The organism is Saccharomonospora azurea NA-128, assembly GCF_000231055.2.
Lineage (GTDB): Bacteria > Actinomycetota > Actinomycetes > Mycobacteriales > Pseudonocardiaceae > Saccharomonospora > Saccharomonospora azurea.
This window is the reverse complement of the sequence record NZ_CM001466.1, coordinates 2,533,470-2,554,981: the sequence shown is the minus strand read 5'-3', so window position 1 is coordinate 2,554,981 and position 21,512 is coordinate 2,533,470. Positions and strand designations below refer to the sequence as shown.

The following is a 21,512-nucleotide window of genomic DNA, read 5'->3' as shown; positions in this document are numbered from 1 at the left end:
CGTCGGCACACTGGGTCGGCATCCGGCCGCGGGGACCGGCGCGGGCAACAGGCGACGTCTCAGGAGGACAACGAATGTCCCGGCAATTCCTCGCGGAGAGCTCTCTGGAGCTGTCCGGAGGTGACTACGGCATCGTCGCCGTGGTCGCCGCGGTCGCCCTCGCAGCACTGGTCATCGGTTATCTCCTGCTCAAGGAAGTGCTGGCCGCGGGCCAGGGCACCGAGAAGATGCAGGAGATCGCCAAGGCGGTGCAGGAAGGCGCGGCTGCCTATCTCAACCGACAACGGAACACGCTCGCCGTCTTCGGGGTGATCGTGTTTCTCCTGCTGCTGGTTCTGCCCGCCGAGACCGTCGGTGAGCGGATCGGGCGGTCGGTGTTCTTCCTCGTCGGTGCGGCGTTCTCGTTCTTCATCGGCTACCTCGGGATGTGGTTGGCCACGAGAGCGAACGTGCGGGTCGCGGCAGCGGCCAGAGAACCCGCGGGTCGGGAGAAGGCGATGCGGATCGCCTTCCGTACCGGTGGTGTCGTCGGCATGTTCACGGTCGGGCTCGGCCTGTTCGGGGCCTCCGTGGTCGTGCTGGTCTACACCGGACAGGCGCCGAAGGTGCTGGAGGGCTTCGGTTTCGGTGCGGCGCTCATCGCGATGTTCATGAGGGTCGGTGGTGGCATCTTCACCAAGGCGGCCGACGTCGGTGCCGACCTGGTGGGCAAGGTCGAGCAGAACATCCCCGAGGACGATCCGCGCAACGCGGCGACGATCGCCGACAACGTCGGTGACAACGTCGGCGACTGCGCGGGCATGGCGGCGGACCTGTTCGAGTCGTACGCGGTGACGCTCGTCGCGGCGTTGATCCTCGGCAGTGCCGCGTTCGCCACCACGGGGCACGGGCTCGTGTTCCCGCTGATCATCCCCGCGATCGGGGTCATCACGGCGGTCATCGGCATCTACATCACACGCGCCAGGGCGGGTGAGGGCGGTCTGACGACCATCAACCGTTCCTTCTACATCTCCGCCGTCATCTCGGCGGTGTTGTCGGCCGTCGCGTCGTTCGTGTTCCTGCCGAGCTCGTTCGACGGCGCCGAGGGCAACCCGGCCGTGATCGCGACCGTGTCGGTGATCATCGGGATCGTGCTCGCGGGCGTCATCCTGTGGCTCACGGGCTACTACACGGGCACCGAGCACAAGCCGGTGAAGGACGTCGGCAAGACCTCGGAGACCGGGGCGGCCACGGTGATCCTGTCGGGTATCGGGGTCGGTTTCGAGTCGGCCGTGTTCACCGCGCTCGTCGTGGGCGGGGCGGTGTTCGGCGCGTACCTGCTCGGCGGTTCGGTGGCGTTGTTCGCCGTGGCGCTCGCCGGTACGGGTCTGCTCACCACGGTGGGTGTCATCGTCGCGATGGACACCTTCGGTCCGGTCTCCGACAACGCGCAGGGCATCGCGGAGATGTCGGGTGATCTGACCGAGGGCGAGGGCGTGCAGATCCTCACGGAGCTCGACGCGGTGGGCAACACCACCAAGGCGATCACCAAGGGCATCGCGATCTCGACGGCGGTGCTGGCGGCCACGGCGCTGTTCGGCTCCTACTCCGCCGCGATCCGGGACGCACTGGTCGACGCGGGAGCCACACTCAGCGACGTGGGCGAATCGTTCTCCGACAGCATCATCTCCCCGAACACGCTGGTCGGGGTGATCGTCGGAGCCGCCGTGGTGTTCCTCTTCTCCGGTCTCGCGGTCAACGCGGTGTCGCGCGCCGCGGGTGCGGTGGTGTACGAGGTGCGCCGCCAGTTCCGCACGATCCCGGGGATCATGGAGGGCACGACGCGGCCCGAGTACGGCAAGGTGGTCGACATCGTGACCCGCGACTCGTTGCGGGAGCTGGCGACTCCGGGACTCTTGGCGGTGTTCGCGCCGATCGCCGTGGGCTTCGGGCTCGGCACCGGTGCGCTCGCGGGCTACCTGGGTGGTGCGATCGCCACGGGCATGCTCATGGCGGTGTTCCTGGCCAACTCGGGTGGTGCGTGGGACAACGCCAAGAAGCTCGTGGAGGACGGTCACCACGGTGGCAAGAACTCCGAGGCGCATGCGGCCACCGTCATCGGCGACACGGTCGGCGACCCGTTCAAGGACACGGCGGGTCCGGCGATCAACCCACTGCTGAAGGTCATGAACCTGGTGTCGTTGCTCATCGCTCCCGCGGTCGTGACCCTGTCGGTCGGGGAGAGCGCGTCGACGCCGTTCAGGCTGGCCATCGCCGTGGCGTCGGTGCTGGTCATCGTGGCGGCGATCGTGGTCTCGAAGCGGCGGGCGTCCGCGATGAACGACACGCCCGCCGCGGAGAGCAACACCGCGAAGGCCTAGCTCCAGTGGGTCGGGGCCGGCGGCAGCGGTCGGCTCCCGATGCGTCCGACGGGCCGGGTCGGGACGGGTGGAACTCTTCCACCGCGTCCCCGGCCCGGCCCGGGCATGTCGGGGTGAGGTGTCGACGCCCTAGAGTGCACCGGTCGGCCCGTTCGCTTCGGAGGTGTGTATGCACCGGTTCAGGGAGAGGGTCGGGCTGTGCGCGACGCTCGTGTTGTGTGTCGTCGCGGGTTGCGGTGGCGCGCCCACGCCTGACCCCGGGGAACCGGAGGGTGGTCGGCGAACCTCGACGACCGCCGACGCGCCGGCGCGCGACGCGGCGGTGACCTGGGCCAACGACTACTGCGGAGCGGTGTCCGAGCTCGTGCTGTCGGTGTCGGAGATGCCGAACATCGACGCGAGCAGCCCGCGACGTGCGTCGGAGACCTCGGGGCAGCTGCTCGAAGTGGTGGTGGGGGGCCTGGATCGCACGGTCGACCGCCTCGAAAGTCTGGACTCGGTGCCGGTCGACGGTGCCGACCGGGTGCGTCGGGAGGCGCTGTCCACGTACGGCGGCATCCGGGAGCGGGCCCGAGCGGTGCTGGAGGACCTGAGCGTCGCCGAGAGCGCGGAAGCCAGCCGGGATGCGGTGAGCGCCGTGCGCGAGCCGCTCGACGACATCGGCGCCCTCGACCTGCTGGAGGGCTTCGACGCGGTGCCGGAACTGCGGGAGGCGAGCGGTCACGCACCGGCGTGTCGCACGCTCACCGGCGCCGATCCGGCGCCCCGGATCGACTCGCCGGGATCCTGAACCGGTCGTTTCCCCACCCCTGCCCGGGGAACCCGCTCGATGCGCGTCGTCGGGGGCCGCTTCCCAGTTGCACGAAGGGTGATCGCGTTGTCACGCAGTGCCCCGGGCGAGGGCGGTGGCGCCTGACGTGCTAGGTGTGGAAAAGGGAGACATCGTCGACCGGCTGTCCGAGGCGTGGAACGGATGAGGGTGTCGGCGTGTTGCAGCACCTGAGCGGACACCGGTGGTGCACGGCGTGCACACTGGCTGGTCGGACGAGTGACATCTGAGTGAAAGAGCGGACAGCGTGGCTGGATCGACACGGACGAAGAAGACGGGCACGAACGGTGACGGTCGCCGGAGACTGGTGATCGTCGAGTCGCCGACGAAGGCCCGCAAGATCGCTCCGTATCTCGGCAGCGATTACGTCGTCGAGTCGTCCCGTGGTCACATTCGCGATCTGCCGAGGGGCGCGGCCGACGTGCCGGCGAAGTACAAGGGGCAGTCGTGGGCCCGCCTCGGCGTCGACGTGGACAACGGCTTCGAGCCGCTCTACATCATCACGCCGGACAAGAAGACGACGGTCAGCGAGCTGAAGAGCCTGCTGAAGGACGTCGACGAGCTGTACCTGGCCACCGACCCCGACCGCGAGGGCGAGGCCATCGCCTGGCACCTGCTCGAAGCGCTCAAGCCGAAGGTTCCCGTTCGGCGCATGGTCTTCCACGAGGTGACCGAGCAGGCCATCCGCGCTGCCGCCGAGAACACTCGTGACCTCGACCCGGACCTCGTGGACGCCCAGGAGACCCGGCGCATCCTCGACCGCCTGTACGGCTACGAGGTGTCGCCGGTGCTGTGGAAGAAGGTCATGCCGAAGCTGTCGGCGGGCCGGGTGCAGTCGGTGGCCACGCGGGTGATCGTCGAGCGCGAACGCGAGCGTATGCGGTTCACCTCGGCGTCGTACTGGGACATCTCCGCTGTCATGGACACCGGTGGCGACGGTGGCGAGGTCGCTCCGCGGTCGTTTCCCGCCAGGCTGACGGCGGTGGACGGAGCTCGCCTCGCGACGGGGCGGGACTTCGGGCCGGACGGCCGCCTCAAGCAGCAGTCGCAGGACGTGCGGGTGCTGGGGGAGGTCGACGCCAACCGGCTCGCCGAGGCTCTGGCCGGGCGCGAGTTCACGGTCACGAGCGTCGAGGAGAAGCCGTACACGCGCAGGCCGTACGCGCCGTTCATGACGTCGACGTTGCAGCAGGAGGCAGGCCGCAAGCTGCGGTTCTCGTCGGAGCGCACGATGCGGATCGCGCAGCGGCTCTACGAGAACGGTTACATCACCTACATGCGGACCGACTCGACGACGCTGTCGGAGTCGGCGTTGGCGGCGGCGCGGAGCCAGGCCACGGAGCTGTACGGGTCCGAGTACGTCGCGGACAAGCCGCGTCAGTACACGCGCAAGGTCAAGAACGCGCAGGAGGCGCACGAGGCCATCCGGCCGGCCGGCGAGGTGTTCCGGACACCCGGCGCCGTGGCCGGGGAGCTGGAGACCGACGAGTTCCGGCTCTACGAACTGATCTGGCAGCGCACGATCGCCTCGCAGATGGCCGACGCCAAGGGCACCACGATGTCGGTGAAGATCACCGGCACCGCCTCCAGCGGTGAGGAGTGCGTGTTCTCGGCGTCCGGGCGGACGATCACGTTCCCCGGGTTCCTGAAGGCCTACGTCGAGTCGGTGGACGCCGAGGCGGGTGGCGAGGCCGACGACAAGCAGAGCAGGTTGCCGAGGCTGGCGCGCGGCCAGGAGCTGACGGCGAGCGAGCTGAGCCCGGACGCGCACTCGACGTCGCCGCCGCCGCGCTACAGCGAGCCCAGTCTGGTGAGCAAGCTGGAGGAGCTGGGCATCGGCAGGCCGTCGACGTACGCGTCGATCATCAACACCATCCAGGACCGCGGGTACGTGTGGAAGAAGGGGTCCGCGCTGGTGCCGTCCTGGGTGGCGTTCTCGGTGGTCGGGCTGCTGGAGCGGCATTTCGAGCGGTTGGTGGACTACGACTTCACCGCGGCGATGGAGGACGAGCTCGACCGCATCGCGGCGGGCGACGAGCAGCGCACCGAGTGGCTGTCGCGGTTCTACTTCGGCGGTGAGATGGGTGTCGACGGCTCGATCGGCAGGCTCGGCGGGTTGAAGAAGCTCGTCGGGTCGGGCGTCGAGGACATCGACGCCCGCGAGATCAACTCGATCCCGATGTTCCTCGACAACGAGGGCCGCCAGGTGTACGTGCGGGTGGGCCGCTACGGGCCGTACCTGGAGCGCGAGGTCGACGGCGAGTCGCAGCGCGCGAACCTGCCCGAGGACCTCCCGCCGGACGAGTTGACGGTGGACATCGCGGAGAAGTTGTTCGCGACACCGCAGGAAGGGCGGGTGCTGGGCACCGACCCGGAGACCGGTCACGAGATCGTCGCCAAGGAAGGCCGGTTCGGTCCGTACGTCACCGAGATCCTGCCCGAGCCGGAGGAGAGCGCCGACGGCAAGAAGAGCAAGGCGAAGAAGCCCAAGCCGCGGACGGCGTCGCTGTTCAAGTCGATGTCGGTGCAGGACGTGACCCTCGAGGACGCGTTGAAGCTGTTGTCGCTGCCGCGCGTCGTGGGCACCGACCCGGAGAGCGGCGAGGAGATCACCGCTCAGAACGGCCGCTACGGTCCCTACCTGAAGAAGGGCACCGACTCGCGGTCGTTGACGAGCGAGGAGCAGATCTTCGAGATCACGCTGGAGGAAGCGCTCAAGATCTACGCCGAGCCCAAGCGCCGAGGGCGTCAGGCCGCGGCCAAGCCGCCGTTGAAGGAGCTGGGCGAGGACCCCGTGTCGGGCAAGCCGATCGTGGTCAAGGACGGCCGGTTCGGGCCGTACGTCACCGACGGCGAGTACAACGCCTCGTTGCGCAAGTCGGACTCCGTGGAGGACCTGACGCAGGAACGGGCGGCGGAGCTGCTCGCCGAGAAGCGGGCGAAGGGTCCGGCGAAGAAGAAGGCGCCCGCGCGACGCAAGACCGCCGCGAGCACCAAGTCGAAGGGCTGACCTGCCCGAACCTCGTCCCCGCCCTCGGACGTGTGCGCAGAGTGATCAACATGCGCTCCGATGGGCGGGTGGCGAGGGCGCCGAGTCCCGCTACGCTGGTCAACACACGGCACGCGGCGCGCCACGCTGTGTGAGGTCAGGGTGGTGCGCACGCCGAACCCGACCATGGGAGGACGTGTGGTGGACACGGACGGTACTCAGGCTCCGGAGCCGCCGAAGCCGTTCAGTGATTCGCTGGGTGGTACGCCGGACAACGGTTCGGGCGGTGCGGCCGGTGCGGGCGGCGTCGCCGCCGGTGGCGAGAACGGTCATCCCCCACAGCCGGTCGGGGTGAATCGGGAAGCGGTGCAGCAGCTGGCCACCGCGCTCGCGGCGCAGGAGGCGGCGTCCGGCGGTGGCACTGGTTCCGGTGCCTCCGGTGCCTCCGGTTCCGCTCCCGGATCCGGTGGCTCTGCCGGGGCCGACGACGAGGACGACGAGCCGACGGCGGAGATCCCCCCACAGCGCCCGGGCGTGCGGGCTTCGGCGCCCGCCCTGCTGGCGCCCATCATGCGGAGGCGCAGGCCGGGACAGGGGAGCCGCACCCGCCGTCCGGCGCCTCAGGTGCGGAAGCCGTCGGCGGGATCGGCCGGGTTCGTGGTGGCGCTGACGCTGATGCTGATCTTTTTGATCATCGCGATACAGTTCGTCGCGAGTTTCGTCGAAAGCGTCACGAGCATTTTCGGCTAGACGCCCCGCACACCATTAGTGCCGTTGTGTTCACGTTCGGTGATGCCCCCGGCTCGTCAGCGTGTGTTCACAGCGCGGCGCTACCCTGAGCGCACGGCAGGGCCGAGTGTTATGGGGTGGGGTCCATCAACGAGTCGCAGCAGGGGGCAGGGGACGCCGAGGCGCGGTCGACCGCGTCGAACGAGGCGTCCACCTTGAGCAGAGTGCGCCGGGTCCTGGCTATTCGGCCGTTCCGGCGGCTCTGGGGCGTCACGTTTCTGTGCAGCGTGGCCGACTGGCTTTCTCTGCTCGCGTTGACAGGACTGGTCACGAAGCTGACCGACGACTACACGGCTCAGAACTTCGCTTTCGCCGGGATCGTCCTGACCCAGTTGCTTCCCGGTCTTCTGTTCGCCCCGCTCGGGGGAATGCTCGCCGACCGTTTCGACCGGCGCAAGGTCATGGTGATCGCCGACCTCGTGCGTTTCGGTTTGCTCATTTCGATTGCCATCGTCGGCACCCCGTTGTGGTTGTTCATCGCCAACTTCCTCGTCGGATCCGCGGCCATGATGTGGATTCCGTCGAAGGATGCGGCGGTGCCCAATCTGCTTCGCCGACGGGATCAGGTCGAAACGGCGAACCAGCTCGGAATGGTGATGACGTACGGGGTCGCCGTCGTCACCGGAGCCGGAATCTACGCGATTCTCACCGGTATCCAGACGACGTTCCACCTGCCGCCGGACCTGCTGGGGGAGTTCGGCACCGCGAAGATCGTCGTCGTCCTGAACGGCCTGTTGTACCTGGCCAGCGCGTTGCTGATCGTGCGCATCCCGGAGCTGTCGCTGCGCAACGTGCATCCGATGCCGCGGGCCGGCGACGAGGCCGTGGTGCGCAAGCCGCGGCGGGACGACGAGGAGTCGGGCGGGTTCCGCAGCATGGTGCGGGACGGCGTCCGGTTCGTGAAGAGCACGCCGTTGATCCGCGGTCTGCTGATCGGCATGGTCGGTGCGTTCGCCGCGGGCGGCGCCGTGATCGGGTCGGCCAAGCCGTACTCGTCGAGTCTCGGCGGTGGCGACGCGTCGTTCGGTCTGCTGTTCGTGGCGGTGTTCATCGGGGCGGCCGTCGGTCTCGCGGGCGCTCCGAAGCTCGCGCGCAGGCTGCCCCACGAGCGGCTGTTCGGCCTCGGGATCGTGGTGGCGGGGCTCGCGCTCGTCATCGTCGCGCTGGCGCCGCACCTCGCGGTGGCGCTCGTGGCGGTGGCGCTGGTCGGAGCCTGCGCGGGAGGCGCGTTCCTCACCGGCATCACGATCATCGGTTCGCAGATCGACGACAGCATCCGCGGCCGCATCAACGCGATCTACCAGTCGCTCCTCAAGATCATCATCTTCGGGACGACCTCGGCGGTGCCCGGCCTGATCGGTCTGGTGAAGCCGCGCAAGGTGGTCGTGTGGGGCAATGTGATCACCATCGACGGCACCAGACCGGTGCTGTTGGCCGGCGGGTTGTTGGCCGCGCTCGTCGGTGTCATCGCGTATCGCCAGATGGACTCGCGGCGTACCGAGCCGATCTTCGCCGACCTGCGCAACGTCATCCGGCGACGTCCCCGTCGCTCCAGCGGCATCCTCATCGCGTTGGAGGGCACCACCGCCGCCGACACCGAGGTGCAGGCGGCGCGGCTCGCGGCATGGCTGCGTGACGGGTCGCAGCCCGTGGTGCTGGCCGCCGACCCGGCTCTGGACGACGAGCGGCTGACCTCGCTCGTCTCGGGAGCGTCACTCGGTGGGGCGCGCGCGAAGGCGTTGGCCGCCGCGGCGGTGCGAGCGGACATCGTGGAACGCGACGTCCGACCGGCCCTCGACAGCGGCGCGATCGTCGTGATGGAACGCTTCGTGGACACGCCCCTGGCGCACCTGTCCGCGCTCGCGGAGCTCGACGTCGCCGAGCTGGAGGGACTCACCGACTGGGCCACGGGCCGCCTGCGCCCGGACCTCACGGTGCTGCTCGACGCGGACCCCGGCGAGGGGAGTACGCAGTCGACCAACACGGCGGAGCACCATTGGAGGGTGCAGGAGATGCTGGCGGAGATGGCGGCCTCCGCGCCGGACCGCTACGTGGTGGTCGAGGCCGAGGGCACGGCGGACGAGGTGGCCGAGCGGGTGCGGACGTCGGTGTGGGGCGCGCTTTCCGGGAAGGTGGCGCTGCCGCCGACCACCCAGGAAGAGGTGACGCGACAGTGACGAGCGCGACGACGACCGGCCGACTGGGCCGGGTGTGGTCGCAGCTGGTGGGTCAGGAACCGGCCGTGGACATCCTCGCGGCCGCGGCCGAGTCGGCGACGGCGCTCGTGTCCGGCCGCACCGACGACCACGGCGCGATGACCCACGCCTGGCTGTTCACCGGCCCGCCCGGCTCGGGGCGATCGGTGGCGGCCCGCACCTTCGCGGCGGCGTTGCAGTGCCTGGTCGACGGCGGGTGCGGTGAGTGTCAGGGCTGCCGGACGGCGCTCGCCGGTACGCACGCGGACGTGAAGGTGGTCGCGCCGGAGGGGTTGTCGATCTCGGTGGCCGAGATGCGGGCACTCGTGCAGGCGGCGGCGCGCCGACCGACCACCGGCCACTGGCAGATCGTGATCATCGAGGACGCCGACCGGCTCACCGAGGGAGCGTCCAACGCTCTGCTCAAGGCGGTCGAGGAACCCCCGGACCGGACGGTGTTCCTGCTGTGCGCGCCGTCCGACCATCCCGACGACGTGAGCGTGACCATCCGCTCGCGCTGCAGGCTGGTGAACCTGCGCACCCCGGCTCCGGAGCCGATCGCGACCGTGCTCGTGGAACGGGACGGCATCGACCCCGAACGGGCCCGATGGGCGGCCTCGGTGTGTGGCGGTCATGTCGGGCGCGCCCGGCGGTTGGCCACGGACGACAGCGCCCGGGAACGGAGGGCGGCCGTGCTGCGCATCCCGCTCGGGCTGCGGCGCGCCGAGGACGTGTTCCGGTGTGCCGACGAGCTGATCGCGACGGCGGAGGCCGACGCGACCGAGGAGAGCAAGGCTCGCGACGAGGCGGAGCAGGACGCGCTGCGGACCGCGATGGGGTCCGGCGGCACCGGCAAGGGCGTGGCGGCCGCCAAGCGGGCCGCCGACGCCGCCGTCCGGGCGCTGGAGAAGCGGCAGAAGTCGAGGGCCACCAGGACCCAGCGGGACACGCTCGACCTCGCGCTCGTCGACCTCGCCGGGTTCTACCGCGACGTGCTGGTGCAGGCCAGCGGCGCGTCCGCGGCGTTGATCCATCCCGACTTCGCGGAGCAGTCGCGAACCGCGGCCCGGGAGTGGGGTGCGGTGTCGGCGCTGCGCCGGCTCGAAGCCGTGTTGGCCTGCCGCGACGCCATCGGCTGGAACGTCAAGCCCCGCATCGCCGTCGAGGCCATGCTGACCACTCTTCGGGAAGGCTGACCGAGTCCACGCGCCGGAGTGACCCGGGCCGCTCCTGCCGGCGCGAGGGGCGGCCCGGGCCCGTCACTCGCCGCGGGGGCGGGGTGACGGCCTCACGGGGGCGGGGACTCTGTGCGGCCGGTTCGGCAGAGCGGCCACCAGCACCACTCCGACCAGGAGCAGGGCCGTGCCGGTCCAGAACAACGGGACCGCCGAGTACGCGGCGTTGGTGTGCGCGAGGACGGTGGGCACGTCGGACCGGTTCGCGGGCGGTGCGGCAGGAGGCGCGGCGGTGTCGTTCGCGCCGTCGTTCGCGACGGGTTGCACCGGCGCCGAGCAGTCCACACCGCCTTCGGGCGCGTAGGCGTTCGCGCTCTGCTCGCCGACCGACACCTGCGCCAGCGCCGACGGCAGTGTGGCGGCCAGGTCGTCGGGCAGCAGGTTCTTCAAACGCTCCGTCGGGAGGACGCGGACGTCGAGCATGCGGGCCAGCGCCGACACGCGGTGCCCGGCGAACGGCGTCGTGACCGTCTCCGCCCGCTCGTCGAGCTCGGCGATGCTGAGGCGCAGCACACCGATGTCGAGCACGCGCTTCGCCGCGTCGTCGGACAGCGTCGTCACGGCGCCGTCGGCCCGTTCGGCGACCTCGCCGATCACGGGAGCGTCCGCGACGTCCTCGTAGCCGGGGAGCGTCCTCAGCTCGGGCGAGGGCAGGCCGACGGGGATGTCCGCGGTGGGGTTCGCCGCGTCGAGGGTGAACAGCGTCTTGCCGTTGCGCTCGACCGTGAGGACCGGCGCGGTGTAGTCGACCGTGGAGGTCTCCGCGTCGCCCGTCGACACCACGCGCAGGGTGGGCTGGGCGGCGACCTTGACGGTCAGCCCGAGCGGAGTGCCCTTGAGGATGTCGATCCGCCCGGCCTGGAGGGTGGAGATCGCTTCGACGGCCTTGCGCTCGGCGGAGCCGCCTTCGAGGTCCACCAGGCGCACGACCGACCGGGTGGACAGGGCCTTGTCCACGCTCACCAGGGAGCCGGTGCCGTCCGACTTCGTCCCGGAGAGCAGCCCGCCCAGGTTGGCGAGCGAGCCCGGCAGTTGCTCCAGCGCCTCGCCGAGTTCGCCTCCGGCCGCGGCGGCGCGGCTGGTGTCCGGCATCGTGGGGATCGCGTTCACCAGCGACAGGCTCGCCGCGGACGTGCCGGCGTCGGCGATCGTGCCCACGCACGGCCCGAGGGCCTCGTCCCACCGGGCGTGCGCCCGGCCGTGCAGCGCGCTCACGTTCACCAGCGGGTTGTCCGGGCCTTCCAGCCCGGTGGACAGCGCTTTGTCGTTGTCCGGCAGCGCCGTCTGCACGGCGGACCCGGGTGTCTGGGGACTGTGCCCGGCGACCGAGAGCCCGGCCGGAGAAGCCTCGGCGACCGAGCGTTCGTAGGCGAACTGCGACTCGCTGTCGGCGCGTGCGTACGACAGGCCGATGCCGCCTTCCAGCACCGACTGCTTCGGCAGGTCCGCGGCCCAGCCCGGCATGGTCGCGTCGGCTTCCATCGCCTCGGGCAGGAGCCGCAGCACGCCCAGCGCGGTCCCCGCCTCCGCCATGATCCGCCCCGGGGGCTTGGTCTCCGAGGAGATCGGTGGCTGGCCCTCCTCGGCGGGAACCGGTGGAGGTGTGGTGGGAACGGTCTGCGCGGCGGCGGGCGCGGCGAGGAGCACGAGCAACGAAGCCGCCGTGGGCAGAGCGAAGACGTGAGCGCGGCGGTGCCGCTTCCGGCGCATGCGGACAGTCCTCCTGGTGACCGACGTGCCGGCGGAGGTGCCGGCATGTCGATCAACGACGCCCGCCCCCGTGGGTGACGCGAGAAACGGGATGGTTATACTCGTGAGCAGCCGGGTTCGCCCCGCGCCGCCTTAGCTCAGTCGGCCAGAGCGGCTCACTCGTAATGAGCAGGTCGGGGGTTCGATTCCCCCAGGCGGCTCCGACGAGAGGCCCCCTCCACCGCGGAGGGGGCCTCTTCGTTTTCCGGTGATCGTCGCGGCCGTCGCTGGACCGTAGGGTGAGCGTATGCCGCTGTTCTCGTTCGAGGGCGTGAGCCCCACCGTGCACCCGGAAGCCTGGATCGCCCCCACCGCGACGCTGGTCGGCGACGTGGTCGTGGAGAAGGGGGCCTCCGTGCGGTACGGCGCCGTGCTCCGCGGCGACTTCGGCCGGATCGTGGTCCGCGAGGGCGCCAACATCCAGGACAACACCGTGGTCCACGTCAACGACGGGGTGTGCGAGATCGGTCCCCGCGCGACCATCGGACACTCCTGCATCGTCCACGACTGCACCATCGGCGAGCAGGCGTTGATCGGCAACGGGTCCGTGGTGCTCGACAAGGCCGTGGTGGGCAGGCGCAGCCTCGTCGCCGCGGGCGCCACCGTCACCCCGAACACTCAGGTGCCCGAGGAGACGATCGCGAAGGGCAGCCCGGCGAAGGACTTCACGCCGCTCACCGCCACGGCGACCGCGTGGGTCGACCACAACGCCGCGGTCTACCGCGAGCTCGCGCGCAGGCACGCCGAGGGCGTGGAGGAGGTCCAGCCGTAGCCCGAACATCGGGACACCGGGTACGCGCCGCCCCACGAGAGACGGACAGGGCCCCGCCGCACCGCGCGACGGGGCCCTGTCCGAAGTCAGGCGAAACCGCAGATCACTTCTGCTCGGCGGACTGCTCCTTCAGGCGGGCCGCCTCACGGTCGTACGACCGGTTGATCTCCGCCTCGGCCTCGGCGCGGCTCACCCAGGAGGAACCCTCGACGCTCTTGGCGGGCTCCAGGTCCTTGTAGACCTGGAAGAAGTGCTCGATCTCGAGCTTGTGGAACTCGTTCAGGTGGTGGATGTCGCGCAGGTGCTCCATCCGCGGGTCGTCCGACGGCACGGCCAGGACCTTGTCGTCCGGCCCCTTCTCGTCGGTCATGCGGAACATGCCGATGGCCCTGCACCGGATCAGGCAGCCGGGGAACGTGGGCTCCTGCACGAGAACGAGCACGTCGAGCGGGTCGCCGTCCTGACCCAGCGTGTCGTCGATGAACCCGTAGTCGGCCGGATACTGCGTGGCCGTGAACAGGGTCCGGTCAAGCCGGATGCGCCCCGTCTCGTGGTCCACCTCGTACTTGTTGCGCTCCCCCTTGGGGATCTCGATCGTGACGTCGAACTCCACGCCGTCCTCGCTGACTCGTCTCTCGTGCCGCTGCTCTTCCGGGCGGCTAGAACATGATCACTTCGGTCTTCACTAGTGTGGACCACGCACCGGGTGGGCGCGGCACGCAGGTGTGCAAATGTGACGTCTGCCCTCTTGACCGCGAGGAGGGACTTTGCCTGACGCCGGAGACAATTCGGGTCCGAGATGGCCGTCCGCCGACCATGATCCCGAAGACGCGCCGGACAAGTCTGACTCTTCGTCGCAGCAGACGACAGTCAGAGTGAGCATTCCCACGAATGCCGGTGGCGAATCCGCTTCGCCCACGACCGGGGAGAACGGCGGCGAGTCGACCTCGACGCCGGACGACCACTCGTGGCCGGAGGCCGACGAGCCCGCCGACGAGCGGCCGTCGCAACCGGCGCAGTCCACGCAGCCGGAACAGTCGGCTCAGTCGGAGCCCGTGACGCCGGTGGGACAGAGGCAGCAGCGGTCGAGCCCGGAGCAGGCACAGCAGGCGAACCACTCGCAGCAGACACAGCGTGTGCCGTACTCGCAGGAGTGGCAGTCGCAGCATCCGCACTCGGGCGGGGCGTCGCACGTATCGCGCGCGTCACACGCGCCGCCGTCGCAGTCGTCGCAGTCGTCGCAGCCGTCGCAGCCGCAGCGCCGGTACGAGAGCCCACCGCGGCCGCCGCAGCACCCGGTCGAGCAGAGCCCGGCCCCGCAGCAGCCGGTCGAGCGGCAGAGCCCGGGACCGGACGCCTGGCCACACCGCTCGCCCGCGCCTCCGCGGCCGCAGCCGAGTGCCGTCCCGCCCGCGGGAAGGCAGGCGTGGCCGCAACGGATCGGCCCGGACGGCACCGGCGAGCAACAGGCGGTGCCGTCCGGTGGTCCCACTCACGGCGGCCCCGCTCACGGTGCTCCCGCAGCGCACGGTCGGCAGCGACCGCAGGGAGTCGAGGGGCACCACGGCCCGGCCCGGCCTCTCGGAGCTCCGGACACCGGCACCCAGGCCGTGGTACCGGCGGACGCGCACGCGTCCGAACCCGCCACGCCGACCGATCCGCCGGACCACGAGAGCTCCGCGGCGGGGGACGGTGGCAGGCCGCGACGCCGACGCCTGCTCGTGGCCGTCTCGGTCGGGGTGGTGCTGCTGCTGGCCGCGGGCGTCACGCTGGCGCTGCCGCCCGTGTCGAACCGGCTCGGTCTGCCGTGGGCGCCGAACGCCCCGCTGGCCGATCCGCCGGAGCCCCGCGACGTCCGACTCGCGCTGAGCGGGGCGTCGGCCTCCGGTGCCGCGCCCACCCCGCAGGGCGTCGCCGCCGCCATCGACGGGCTCGCGTCGGATTCGGACCTCGGTGAGCTTCACGGCAGCGTCGTGGACCCCGCGACGGGCCAGGTGCTGTGGGAGCGCGGTGCGGACACACCGGCCACGCCCGCGTCGACCACCAAGGTGCTCGTCAGCGCCGCCGCGTTGCTCGCGCTCGATCACGACATGCGGCTGCCGACCAGGGTCGTGGAGGGAGCCGAACCCGGCACGGTGGTCCTGGTCGGCGGTGGCGACGTCACCCTGTCGTCCCTGCCTCCGGGCGAGGAGTCGATCTTCCCGGGCGCGGCGCACCTCGACGACCTCGTGGCCCAGGTGAAGGAGGCCACCGGAGGCGCCGTCGAGCGGGTCGAGCTGGACCTGTCCGCCTACACCGGTCCGGAGACCGGTGCCGGGTGGGCGCCGGACGACGTGCCGTCGACGTTCATGGTCAAGGTGCAGCCCGCGATGCTCGACGGCGGACGCACGGATCCGAAGAACAAGGCGTCGATGGGACAGTCCGACCCGGCGGGCAACCTGGCCGAGGAGTTCGCCGAGCGCCTCGGCGCCGAGGTCGGGGGCGAGACGAAGGCCCCGGAGAACGCCACGGTGCTGGGCGAGGTGTGGTCGGCGCCGGTGGACGAACTGGTGCGGCACACGCTCGTGGAGTCCGACAACCTGCTGGGCGAGGTCCTGGCGCGGCAGGTGGCCGCCGCGGAAGACCGGGAAGGTTCGTTCGACGGCGGTGCCGCCGCCACGCTCGACGTGTTGCGGCGACACGGCGTCGACGTCTCCGACGTGGTGCTGCACGACGGCAGTGGCCTGTCGCCGCGCAACTCCGTGCCCGCGTCGACCCTGACCCAGGTGATCCAGCTGGCCGCGGCCGACGACGACGGCGGGGTGAAGCAGCTCGACGAGGTCACCGCCAAGCTCCGGCCGTTGTTGATCGGCATGCCGGTGGCGGGCGGCAGCGGCACGCTCGCCCCCCGCTACGACGAGGAGGCGTCGGAGTCCGGTCGCGGCTGGGTGCGGGCGAAGACGGGGACGCTCTCGGGGGTGCACACGCTCGCCGGTGTGGTGCTCACGGAGGACGACCGGGTGCTGGCGTTCGCCCTGATGTCGGACGGGAAGGATCAGAACAAGGCACGCGCGGCACTCGACCGCATCGCGGCGGCACTGCGTGGCTGTGGTTGCCGCTGAGGGCGGGTAGCGTCGAAGGACGAGGTGCCAGCGCGGCGAAAGGACGACACGTGAGCACATCCGTTGCCGGCAGCCTGTTGTCGACCGTCTCGAAGCAGCCGTCGTGAGTTCCTCGGCGGAGCAGCGCAGGACGATGACGCCGTCGGTCGACTGGTCGGTGGCCGCGGCGACCGGCGCGTACCTGGTCAGGGGCGGCCCGGTGGTGGATCGGGCGGAGGCCGAACGGGTCGTCACCGAGCTGTCCGACTTCACCGTGGAGGCGGAGCGCCACGTCCGAGGTCTCACCGGGCTCGGAGCCGGCCTGCCGTTGTCGCCGGGTGAGGTCGTCGACCGGCCCGGCTGGGTGCGTGCGGCGGCGTCGGGGCTCGAGGCGATGACGACCCGGGCCCTGCCGGACGACGAGAAGAACGGGGCGTTGGCTCCGCTCGTGGCGGGCAGTGCCGGGGTCCAGACGGGCGTCGTCCTCGCGTTCCTGGGCACGAAGGTGCTCGGCCAGTACGACCCGTTCGGGGGCGACGACCATGCGGGCAGGCTGCTGCTCGTGGCGCCGAACGTGGTGACCGCACAGCGCGCGATGCGTGTGTCCGGCCGGGACTTCCGCATGTGGGTGTGCCTGCACGAGTGCACGCACCGGCTGCAGTTCACGGCGGTCGACTGGCTGCGCGATCACTTCGCCGCCGAGGTCGGCAGGCTGATCACCGGGTTCGCCGAGTCGGACGGGTTGGGGACGCTGCTCTCGCGGGTCTCGGAGAACGTGCGGCAGCTCCGGGACGCGAAGGAGAAAGGCTCGGTGGGGCTGGCCGAGCTGGTGCAGACGCCCGCCCAGCGTGAGGTGTTCGACCGGCTGCTGGCCTTGTCCACGCTGCTGGAGGGCCACGCCGACTACGTCATGGATGCGGTGGGCCCGGAGGTCGTGCCCAGCGTGGCGGCGATCCGGCGGCGGTTCACGGTCCGCCGCAAGGGTGGAGGCCCGCTCGATCGGTTGCTGCGCGCCCTGCTCGGAGTCGACGCCAAGGTGCGCCAGTACGCGTTGGGTTCGTCCTTCACCCGTGCGGTGGTGGAGGCGGTGGGCATGGACGGGTTCAACGCGGTCTGGACGTCGCCGAACACGCTGCCGAGCCGCGAGGAGATCAAGGACCCGAAGGCATGGCTGCGGCGCGTGCACTGACGCCACCGACGCCACGGCCCCGCCTCGACGCGGTGCTCGTGGTGCGCAGGGCGGTCCGGAACTTCCTCGCCGAACCGGCGTGCGCGGCTCACCTGGAGTCGGGCGAACTCGCCGTGGCGGTCTCCGGGGGCGCGGACTCGCTCGCACTCGTGGAGGCGGCCGCGTACGTGGGGGAGCGCCGGGGCCTGCGGGTGTGTGCGCTCGTGGTCGACCACCGGCTGCAGGAGGGGTCGGCCGACGTCGCCGAGAAGGCGGCGCAGGAGTCGCTTCGCCTGGGTGCGCACGCGGCGAAGGTGCTTCCGGTGACGGTGTCCGGGCCCGGCGGGCCGGAGGCGGCGGCCCGCCGAGCGCGGTACGCGGTCCTGCGGGAGCACGCGGGCGAGCGGACACTCGTGCTGCTCGGCCACACACTCGACGACCAGGCCGAGACGGTCCTGCTCGGTCTCGGCAGGGGTTCGGGTCCGCGTTCACTGGCGGGGATGCGTCCGCTCGACCCGCCGTGGGCGCGGCCGCTGCTGGGGACGCCGCGGGACGTGACGAGGGCCGCGTGCGCGGAACTGGGACTGAGCCCCTGGGAGGACCCGCACAACGCCGACCCGCGGTTCCGCCGCGTGCGCGTGCGCAGGGAGGTGCTTCCGCTGCTGGACGACGTGCTCGCCGGTGGGGTGGCCGGGGCGCTGGCCCGCACGGCGCGGCAACTGCGGGAGGACTGCGAGGCGCTCGACGCGGTGGCCGACGACCTCCACCGACGTGCCCGAGAGGGCGCCGCACTCCGCGTCGACGTGCTCGCGCAGGCGCCGTCGGCGGTGCGGAGAAGGGTCCTGCGCACGTGGCTGTTGAGCGGTGGGGTCCCGGAACTGACCGACGCGCACCTGCGCTCGGTCGACGACCTCGTGGGTCGGTGGCGTGGCCAGGGCGGCGTTTTCCTACCCGGCGGTGTCGAGGCCACACGCGCCCATGAAAAGCTCGTTTTGAACACGTTTTGAACAACTGCCAACCCACCACCCTAGGGAGCTGACCGTGTACGAAGGCGACATCGCCTCCGTGCTCATTTCCGAGGAGCAGATCAAGGACAAAGTCGCCGAGCTGGCCGAGAAGGTCGCGGCGGACTATCCGGCCGAGAAGACGACCTCCGACCTCGTGCTCGTCGGCGTGCTGAAGGGCGCGGTCATGTTCATGACGGACTTCGCCCGCGCGCTGCCGATCCCGGCGCAGCTGGAGTTCATGGCGGTGTCGTCGTACGGCTCGTCCACGTCGTCCTCCGGAGTGGTGCGCATCCTGAAGGACCTCGACCGCGACATCGCGGGCCGGGACGTCCTGATCGTCGAGGACATCGTCGACTCGGGGCTCACCCTGTCGTGGCTGCTGAAGAACCTCGCCAGCCGCAACCCCGCCTCGCTGAACGTGTGCTCGCTGCTGCGCAAGCGGGAGGCGGTGAAGGTGGACGTTCCCGTGAAGTACGTGGGCTTCGACATCCCGAACGAGTTCGTCGTGGGTTACGGGCTCGACTACGCGGAGCGGTACCGCGACCTGCCGTTCATCGGAACGCTCGACCCTCGGGTCTACTCCTCGTAACGGTCCGGCGTCGCGCTCGGATATTTCCTGCGAACACGGAACCCGAACAGGCGAGAACGCGTCGTAGGCGTACCTCGAGTGCGTTAACCTTAGCGAAGATCGCAGGTGCTGAGCCTAGTCGGGTTGTGCTGGGGACAGGAGATCGAACACATGCCGAACAGCAGCTATGCGGATGCCGCAGCGTTTCGGGCCGCCGCGGCGGAGGGCCAGGTCGGGCTCGACCCCGACGCCGCGCAGGCGGTGCTGAACAAGATCCGTACCGGAAAGGACGCGGTCGCGGCCCTGCTCGACAACACCGGCTTCCTCGCGGTGTCGCCGAAGCTGGGAGCCAACCCAGTGGGTGAGGCCATCGCGACCAAGTTCGCCGATCGGGCGGCCGGCATGAACGACTCGTACGCCCAGGCTCTGCGGAACCTGTACACGCAGTACGACGACGCCGAGCACGCGATCCTCGAGGCGATGAGCCGCTACGACGACTTCGACGCCTCCACCGCCCAGTCGTTGACCGGCCAGCTCTGATCACTAGGGGGAAGCGGAAGACATGTACTCGGACAGAAACGGTGCCGACGAGCCCAGCACGATGCCGGGCTCGCCGGGCTACGGGTACCGCGTGAACTCCGGCCCGACGGACGTCGACGCCGTCATGCGCGACGGCGGCGCCGATGTCGCCGACCTGGTCAACCGGGCGCGCGGCCGGTCCGACGGCTTCCAGTACGGCAGTGACCGCGCCATCGGCGCGCGGCCGAACTGGGCGGCGCGGGGCAGCGAGCAGCTGTACGCCTACGCGACGGTCAACAACGAGCCGGGCACGGCCGAGGAGCTCGGGCAGACCTGGGGCAACCACGGCAACGAGCTGTCCCGGATCGCCGAGGACCTCTACAACGCCATCAAGGAACTGGGTGCCGCGTGGGTGGGCCAGGGCGCGGGTGCTGCCCAGGGCGCGCTCGTCGGCATCGCCAACTCCAGCGCGCAGGCCTCCGAGGCGGCCAGCACGATGCGCGACCGGCTCGCGCAGCAGGCCGGTGCGGCGGCCAAGTTGAAGACGATGCCGCAGCCCAAGGACTTCGACCCGGCGACGCAGATGGGCGCCATGTTGGCCGGTGGCCCCGCCGCCATGGTCATGGACATGAAGCGGCAGCACGACGAGGCGCAGGCGGTGAAGGCCCAGCAGATCCTGTTCCTCGAGGCCTACACCGAGGAGCTGTCGCAGATCGACGGCACGACCCCGAGCTTCGGGCCGGAGTCCCTCGGTCTCAAGCCGCTCGGCAACGGTGTCGCGGTGGAGGCCCGGTCGCTCGGCGCGTCGGGCACCTACTCGGTCGCCGGTGTCGGCAACAGCGGACCGAACGCGCACGGCGGTGCGCCGTCGTGGGCGGTCAACGCGGCCGTGGACTCCTTCACGAACCTGTCCAGCGCCGCCGGGTCGAGCGCCGACGTCCAGGGTGTCGGCGCAAGTGCCGGTGCCGCCGCGGGCCCGGGCCAGCTGCCCGCCTCCGCGCCCACGGGTGGTGGCGTCAACGCCGGGGCGGCGCTCGGCGGCGCGGTGGCCGGTGGGGCCGTCGGCTATGCCGGTCTCAAGGCGGCCAAGGGCCTGTCGGGCAAGCGCACAGGCGCCAAGGGTGAGGCCGTCACCTCCGACACGGTCGCGTCGGCGACCGACCGCACCGGCAGTGTGGCTCCCAACGCCGCCGGCTCGGTCCCCGCGCAGAGTCAGGGTGCTGCCCCGGCCCCCGCACCGGGTGGTGCGGTCGGTGCTCCGCCGGCCTCGGGTGCCGCGGCGCCGATGGGCATGGGCGGCGCGGGTGCCGGTGCGGGGCGCCAGGACGACGACAAGGAACACACGCACGCCTCCTTCCTCATCGAACCGGACCCCGACGAGACCTTCGGCGCGACGGAGGCGGCCGCGCCGCCGGTGCTCGGCGCGTGGGGCCCGGACGACGAGGGGCGATAGCACGTGCGCGTACAGCTCACCGAGGCCGAGCTCGACTTCCTCTGGGAGTCGAGCGGCCTCGGTGAACTGCCGTACCCGGTGACGGTGCGTTCCCACGGCGACACGCTGGAGGAACGCGCCGCGCTCCGGGTGCAGGTGCTGACCGACCTGGCGCGCCGCGGTCTGGCCGACGACAACGGTCGGCCCGCCCCGGCTGTGGAGGACGCCTTCGGCGTGCTCGCCACGGCCGAACTGAGCCTCGACTCCGTGCTGATCAGCGCGCCGAACGCCGCGGCACGCACGGCCCTGGCCGCGGCGTCGGGTCGCAACGCCGTTCTGCTCGTGCAGGAGTCGGGCACCGCCTGGCTGGAGAGCATCCCCGCCGACGGGCTCGCGAGCGCCATCGTCGGGCAGTTGCCCGGCGCGCCGAGAGGGCGCGAGAAGTCGATCAACATGCCGCTCGAACAGCTGGTGGCGGGCCCGGGCGCCGACTTCATGCAGCGCCGCCCCACCACGTCCGACGGCAGCACGGCCCGGGCGGACGAGGACCGCAAGGCGCTGGCCCGGCTGCACGCCCAGGAGCGTCGACGCGGCGGTCAGCTCGGCGCCAACGCCCGGAACGCCTCGGGCGCGAAGAGTCGTTCGCCGGTGCTCAGCTGGTTCGACACCGAGAGCGGCCGGTACCTCACGCAGGCCAGCCGGGGGCCCGACGGTCGCGACTGGATCGTCATCGCCCCGGCGGACGCCCCCACACTGCGACACCGGTTGTCGGAGATGTTGAGTTTCGTCGCGCAGGCCACCGCCGTGCGACTGTGACCGC

At 71.0% G+C, this 21,512-nt stretch carries 16 protein-coding genes and 1 tRNA gene; 15 read left to right on the top strand and 2 right to left on the bottom strand.

Going from position 1 to position 21,512, the window contains the following annotated elements:
- The first annotated feature begins 74 nt into the window (after nt 1-74).
- From SACAZDRAFT_RS11350 to SACAZDRAFT_RS11325, 6 genes are all read left to right on the top strand, one after another.
- Nucleotides 75-2,360, top strand: a complete 2,286-nt coding sequence (locus tag SACAZDRAFT_RS11350; RefSeq protein WP_005441720.1) for a sodium-translocating pyrophosphatase — start codon at nt 75-77, stop codon at nt 2,358-2,360.
- Between the two features lie 169 nt (nt 2,361-2,529).
- Nucleotides 2,530-3,150 carry a hypothetical protein gene (locus SACAZDRAFT_RS11345; RefSeq protein ID WP_005441718.1) on the top strand — a complete coding sequence of 207 codons (621 nt, stop codon included), beginning with the start codon at nt 2,530-2,532 and terminating at the stop codon, nt 3,148-3,150.
- Nucleotides 3,151-3,436: 286 nt separating this feature from the next.
- Entirely contained in the window at nt 3,437-6,199 is a 2,763-nt protein-coding gene (topA, locus tag SACAZDRAFT_RS11340) for a type I DNA topoisomerase (protein ID WP_005441716.1), read from the top strand.
- A gap of 177 nt (nt 6,200-6,376) precedes the next feature.
- Nucleotides 6,377-6,928, top strand: coding sequence for a hypothetical protein (locus SACAZDRAFT_RS11335; protein WP_005441715.1), 552 nt, complete (start codon nt 6,377-6,379; stop codon nt 6,926-6,928).
- A 116-nt stretch (nt 6,929-7,044) separates the two neighbouring features.
- Complete coding sequence (locus SACAZDRAFT_RS11330) at nt 7,045-9,144, top strand: bifunctional MFS transporter/dTMP kinase (protein WP_005441713.1); 2,100 nt, start codon at nt 7,045-7,047, stop codon at nt 9,142-9,144.
- Nucleotides 9,141-10,358: a DNA polymerase III subunit delta' gene (locus tag SACAZDRAFT_RS11325; RefSeq protein WP_005441712.1), complete on the top strand. Its 1,218-nt coding sequence runs from the start codon at nt 9,141-9,143 to the stop codon at nt 10,356-10,358. Before SACAZDRAFT_RS11330 ends, SACAZDRAFT_RS11325 begins: the two co-directional genes overlap by 4 nt.
- 63 nt (nt 10,359-10,421) lie before the next feature.
- Here SACAZDRAFT_RS11325 and SACAZDRAFT_RS11320 read toward each other — a convergent pair whose 3' ends face one another.
- A complete protein-coding gene (locus tag SACAZDRAFT_RS11320) occupies nt 10,422-12,107 on the bottom strand; it encodes a hypothetical protein (RefSeq protein WP_005441710.1) in 1,686 nt (561 codons plus the stop codon).
- 126 nt (nt 12,108-12,233) lie between these two features.
- Between SACAZDRAFT_RS11320 and SACAZDRAFT_RS11315 the strand changes: the two genes are divergently transcribed.
- Nucleotides 12,234-12,307: transfer RNA gene (locus tag SACAZDRAFT_RS11315), tRNA-Thr, on the top strand.
- A gap of 86 nt (nt 12,308-12,393) precedes the next feature.
- Nucleotides 12,394-12,918 carry a gamma carbonic anhydrase family protein gene (locus tag SACAZDRAFT_RS11310; protein WP_005441708.1) on the top strand — a complete coding sequence of 175 codons (525 nt, stop codon included), beginning with the start codon at nt 12,394-12,396 and terminating at the stop codon, nt 12,916-12,918.
- 103 nt (nt 12,919-13,021) lie between these two features.
- On the opposite strand, the gene SACAZDRAFT_RS11305 is transcribed toward SACAZDRAFT_RS11310, so the two are convergent.
- On the bottom strand, nt 13,022-13,531 hold the full coding sequence (locus SACAZDRAFT_RS11305) for an inorganic diphosphatase (RefSeq protein ID WP_005441706.1): 510 nt from the start codon (nt 13,529-13,531) through the stop codon (nt 13,022-13,024).
- Between the two features lie 262 nt (nt 13,532-13,793).
- On the opposite strand from SACAZDRAFT_RS11305, the gene dacB reads away from it, so the two are divergent.
- The 7 genes from dacB (at nt 13,794) to SACAZDRAFT_RS11270 (ending at nt 21,508) form a co-directional block, all read left to right on the top strand.
- Entirely contained in the window at nt 13,794-16,019 is a 2,226-nt protein-coding gene (gene dacB, locus SACAZDRAFT_RS11300) for a D-alanyl-D-alanine carboxypeptidase/D-alanyl-D-alanine endopeptidase (protein WP_232286261.1), read from the top strand.
- Nucleotides 16,020-16,152: 133 nt separating this feature from the next.
- Nucleotides 16,153-17,187: a zinc-dependent metalloprotease gene (locus SACAZDRAFT_RS11295; RefSeq protein WP_005441703.1), complete on the top strand. Its 1,035-nt coding sequence runs from the start codon at nt 16,153-16,155 to the stop codon at nt 17,185-17,187.
- Nucleotides 17,166-18,173 (top strand): tRNA lysidine(34) synthetase TilS, encoded by a 1,008-nt coding sequence (tilS, locus tag SACAZDRAFT_RS11290; protein WP_005441702.1) that lies wholly within the window; start codon nt 17,166-17,168, stop codon nt 18,171-18,173. The genes SACAZDRAFT_RS11295 and tilS overlap by 22 nt, the downstream gene beginning before the upstream one ends.
- Before the next feature lie 34 nt (nt 18,174-18,207).
- The gene (gene hpt / locus SACAZDRAFT_RS11285; RefSeq protein ID WP_005441700.1) at nt 18,208-18,762 is read left to right on the top strand and encodes a hypoxanthine phosphoribosyltransferase; all 555 of its coding nucleotides are present in this window, start codon (nt 18,208-18,210) and stop codon (nt 18,760-18,762) included.
- 150 nt (nt 18,763-18,912) lie between these two features.
- The gene (locus SACAZDRAFT_RS11280) at nt 18,913-19,281 is read left to right on the top strand and encodes a hypothetical protein (protein WP_005441698.1); all 369 of its coding nucleotides are present in this window, start codon (nt 18,913-18,915) and stop codon (nt 19,279-19,281) included.
- A gap of 22 nt (nt 19,282-19,303) precedes the next feature.
- A complete protein-coding gene (locus SACAZDRAFT_RS11275; RefSeq protein ID WP_005441696.1) occupies nt 19,304-20,713 on the top strand; it encodes a hypothetical protein in 1,410 nt (469 codons plus the stop codon).
- A 3-nt stretch (nt 20,714-20,716) separates the two neighbouring features.
- The gene (locus SACAZDRAFT_RS11270; protein ID WP_005441694.1) at nt 20,717-21,508 is read left to right on the top strand and encodes an ESX secretion-associated protein EspG; all 792 of its coding nucleotides are present in this window, start codon (nt 20,717-20,719) and stop codon (nt 21,506-21,508) included.
- The last annotated feature ends 4 nt before the right edge of the window (nt 21,509-21,512 follow it).

Excerpts from the sequence above, each read along its gene's own strand:
- SACAZDRAFT_RS11350 (WP_005441720.1), top strand. The coding sequence starts at position 75 with ATGTCCCGGCAATTCCTCGCGGAGAGCTCTCTGGAGCTGTCCGGAGGT.
- SACAZDRAFT_RS11345 (WP_005441718.1), top strand. The coding sequence starts at position 2,530 with ATGCACCGGTTCAGGGAGAGGGTCGGGCTGTGCGCGACGCTCGTGTTG.
- SACAZDRAFT_RS11320 (WP_005441710.1), bottom strand. The coding sequence starts at position 12,107 with ATGCGCCGGAAGCGGCACCGCCGCGCTCACGTCTTCGCTCTGCCCACG.
- SACAZDRAFT_RS11310 (WP_005441708.1), top strand. The coding sequence starts at position 12,394 with ATGCCGCTGTTCTCGTTCGAGGGCGTGAGCCCCACCGTGCACCCGGAA.
- SACAZDRAFT_RS11295 (WP_005441703.1), top strand. The coding sequence starts at position 16,153 with ATGACGCCGTCGGTCGACTGGTCGGTGGCCGCGGCGACCGGCGCGTAC.
- tilS (WP_005441702.1), top strand. The coding sequence starts at position 17,166 with ATGGCTGCGGCGCGTGCACTGACGCCACCGACGCCACGGCCCCGCCTC.
- SACAZDRAFT_RS11280 (WP_005441698.1), top strand. The coding sequence starts at position 18,913 with ATGCCGAACAGCAGCTATGCGGATGCCGCAGCGTTTCGGGCCGCCGCG.
- SACAZDRAFT_RS11275 (WP_005441696.1), top strand. The coding sequence starts at position 19,304 with ATGTACTCGGACAGAAACGGTGCCGACGAGCCCAGCACGATGCCGGGC.